Below are 3,231 nucleotides of genomic sequence, written 5' to 3' on the forward strand. Positions count from 1 at the left end.
GAGAAATTGAAGAAGTTATTTGTAAAACTGACGCTTCAGTATTCTCACACAACAAGACTTACTCATTTATTTTTACACTTATTTCAGCCAATACAGATCAATTTCATTGCTGTCTTCAAATGAAAACCAAAGAACAAGAGAATAACAACATTATTGTTTCAGCCAAGGAATTCGGTTGTGGGAGCTTTAGCCTTAATACGCTTAACTTTTGGCGCAATAAAAAAGTTCGTCAAAGCAGAAGTCAGCGAGGGCAAAACTAATCGGGTAGCCGGAGGTATCTAGCCCCCAGCCCCCACACCACCCTGCATGCGGCTCCGCACAGGGCGGTTCATTTAGAACCCCTAACTAAACTTTCTGGTTAGGATAATGAACTGCGATCCATCCATCTCTTAGTGAATATAATCCTGCTTTCTTCAGATACTCATTACTCAGTGCTTGCTGTATTCCTGGTGTCTTCGAGCTACGCCAAGGGCCTTTACTTGTGATACCACAAGCAACAGCAGCTTGGATCCTGACGCCACGTTTTAGTAAGTTTTGTACCTTAGTCCGTGGTTTTCGCCACTGACGCCAGTAGCACATACGTATGCGACGACGGATCCAATGGTCTAAATCGACACATCCTTGGTAAGCATTGGCTATGCCAAAGTAGTTGATCCAGCCTTGCATGTACTGCCGCACTTTAAACAATTGATATCCCATACTAACTCCCCAATTTCGGTTCGTCAGTCGTCTCATCTTTTGTTTGAAAATGTGTAATGTTTTAGCATGCCACTGGATCTTTCCTCGGTTAAATGTAAACCCAAGAAACTTGCTTTGACCTACCTTAACCACTTGGCTTTTCTGTTCATTAACGGCTAGTTTTAGCTTAGTGGCCAGATATTGAGTAATGCTCTTGAGTACCCGCTCTCCTGCTCGAATAGACTTTACCAAAATGATGAAGTCGTCCGCGTAGCGGGCGAATTTATGCCCTCGGCTTTCCAGCTCTTTATCCAGACTATCCAGCATAATGTTAGAGAGTAATGGCGAGAGTGGGCCGCCTTGAGGCACGCCTTCAAAGCTTGCTTCAAATTGGCCATTGACCATCACACCAGCTCGAAGGTATTTACCAATAAGCGCCAACAGACGCTTATCCTGCACCTTGCTTCTAAGTTGAGTCATCAAGAGATCATGATTAACTCGGTCAAAGAACTTAGACAGATCAACATCGACGGCAAATTTGCGTTTTTGTTTGATGATATCCCTTACTTGCAGTACCGCTTGTTTGGCATTTCTGTTCGGCCTAAAGCCAAAGCTGTTGGTCGAGAAGAATGGGTCAAACAGTGGCGTGAGTATTTGAGCAATGGCTTGCTGTATCACACGGTCAATGACGTTAGGGATCCCCAATTTGCGTTTACCGCCATCGGGTTTGTCGATCTCTACGCGCCTGACCGCTGAGGGTTGGTATTCACCTCGCTCTAATTGAGATTTACACAGTTGCCAGCCGCCTTGTTGCATCCAGAGCGGGAAGGCTTCGATGGTCATGCCATCGATGCCCGCTGCGCCTTTATTGGCTTTAACTTGACGCCAAGCTCGGTGTAGATTTTCAGGTTCGAGCAGTTGTTGGAATAAATCGCTGTTGAAGGCCGGTTGCATATCAATACGCTGCTGATAGTAATCGTCTGGCGACGTAGTGGGTATCGACAAGTTTGACAAGACTCCTCCTTCTTCTAAATGTTCAGGCCTTCACCATGTCCCAACCATTACGCTGGGCGTTGGGTTACTATGCCGTCTGCTGACTTCTGCTTGATCACATGCCAAGTTACCCCGTCATGCGCTATCGGTTTCCATCTGGTTCGCTCTTTTCAGTCGATGATGCTGAAAAGCCAAGGCACTTATAGACCAGAGCCTTACTGGTTAATGACCGATCGCGTGTTAAACAGATCTCCCCAGATAAGAACATGAACTTTCTTTGCACTGCTGCATCATTTACGGTGACCATTAGATCACGTGGTTTCGTCGTCTTGTGCCAACTCACCTCTAGCCTACGCCTCATATGATGTTCTTGTTCATCAGCTCGCAAATTTGCTAGCGGCTTCCTCCAGACCAAACCTTGCGATTAAGCCCTTGCCATTCGCTAGTAGTTAACGTTTAATAACAGTATGTTATTCTCTAATTAATAAGAGTAACGGTGACCTTCCTACAGAGGACTTTCACCTCATTAGTTCATGCCCATGCTGGGCGTACACAAGGCACTCAAAAGGACAAAAAACAGTTGGTTTTTGCTCCTTCGTCGCTTATTTTAACCAACTATTTTTTGCCTCTTAGTGGGGCGTTAGTGCTCAATACTATATGAAAAACATAATTGCAGTATTTATATCCACTCTATTCTTTGGCGTGCTCGCATTGGCTCATGTCCTTATTTTGCTGCACTATTGGAGTGAGGAAAAATCAGCCATTGATAGCTATTTGGCAAATATCGTACAGCTGCTTTTAATCGTGATAGCGGGCTACATCTGCGTTAAAATTTCTAACGTAAAAAAATGGTGGTTTGCCGGGTTTTTCGCCATCACCACATATATCCTTCTTACTGTGTATTTGATTTTTCTAGGCCCTGGTATAGATTTTTCCACTTGGGGCCTAGCAGCAATGAAAGTTCCAGCAGCTTTAGCCGTTTTTTCGTTATTAGGCGGAGGTATCTATCAATACTATTCAACAAAGCGCTAACAAGCGCATGTTGCTCGCCGCTATCGCGGCCGGACTCCTTACGCTTCACTTCAGTCGCCGCAAATGCGGGCGTTATGTGTATGAATAAGTCTGAAGCATTATCGAAAATTAGAGCCGCATTAGCAGGGGATTCTCAAGTCATTACTCCTAAAGGTGAAACTTATGAAGACTTCGTTGAAAGGTTGTCTAAAGAGTTATTGGCAAATGTTATAACGCCTATCGTAGCAACTGTTGTATCTACATGCGTAAAGAACGGTGATATTGAGAAATATCAAAGCTCTAAGGTTTGGGCAATCGCAAAACATGAAAATAGCTGGTTGCTAACATTAGAAAACGAAAATGAGTTTGCTTTGGGGTTTGGTGATACTCCAAATAAAATTATGATGCATGGTTTCTCTTCACCAGATGTACTCGGAGAGTGGTGTACATAATACAGATAACAAGCTGCTCAAAACGGACTGCTATCAGTTGGCTGCGCTTCGTTCCTCGCACATTATAGCCAACTATTATCAGCCCCTTAGCAGGGCG

At 44.3% G+C, this 3,231-nt stretch carries 4 protein-coding genes; 3 read left to right on the plus strand and 1 reads right to left on the minus strand.

Going from position 1 to position 3,231, the window contains the following annotated elements:
• A partial coding sequence (locus tag CXF78_RS21680) for a hypothetical protein (protein WP_219622093.1) occupies window positions 1-260 on the plus strand: 260 nt, incomplete at its 5' end.
• Window positions 261-345: 85 nt separating this feature from the next.
• Here CXF78_RS21680 and ltrA read toward each other — a convergent pair.
• Entirely contained in the window at window positions 346-1,692 is a 1,347-nt protein-coding gene (gene ltrA, locus CXF78_RS17965) for a group II intron reverse transcriptase/maturase (RefSeq protein ID WP_102037531.1), read from the minus strand.
• A gap of 636 nt (window positions 1,693-2,328) precedes the next feature.
• Between ltrA and CXF78_RS17970 the strand changes: the two genes are divergently transcribed.
• Entirely contained in the window at window positions 2,329-2,703 is a 375-nt protein-coding gene (locus CXF78_RS17970; protein WP_102037532.1) for a hypothetical protein, read from the plus strand.
• Window positions 2,704-2,783: 80 nt separating this feature from the next.
• The gene (locus CXF78_RS17975; protein WP_208062846.1) at window positions 2,784-3,134 is read left to right on the plus strand and encodes a hypothetical protein; all 351 of its coding nucleotides are present in this window, start codon (window positions 2,784-2,786) and stop codon (window positions 3,132-3,134) included.
• Window positions 3,135-3,231: the final 97 nt, after the last annotated feature.

It is taken from the genome of Shewanella sp. 11B5, from assembly GCF_002836795.1.
Taxonomy (GTDB): domain Bacteria; phylum Pseudomonadota; class Gammaproteobacteria; order Enterobacterales; family Shewanellaceae; genus Shewanella; species Shewanella frigidimarina.

Coding starts and splice junctions, on each gene's coding strand:
- CXF78_RS17970 (WP_102037532.1), top strand. CDS start 2,329: ATGAAAAACATAATTGCAGTATTTATATCCACTCTATTCTTTGGCGTG.
- CXF78_RS17975 (WP_208062846.1), top strand. CDS start 2,784: ATGAATAAGTCTGAAGCATTATCGAAAATTAGAGCCGCATTAGCAGGG.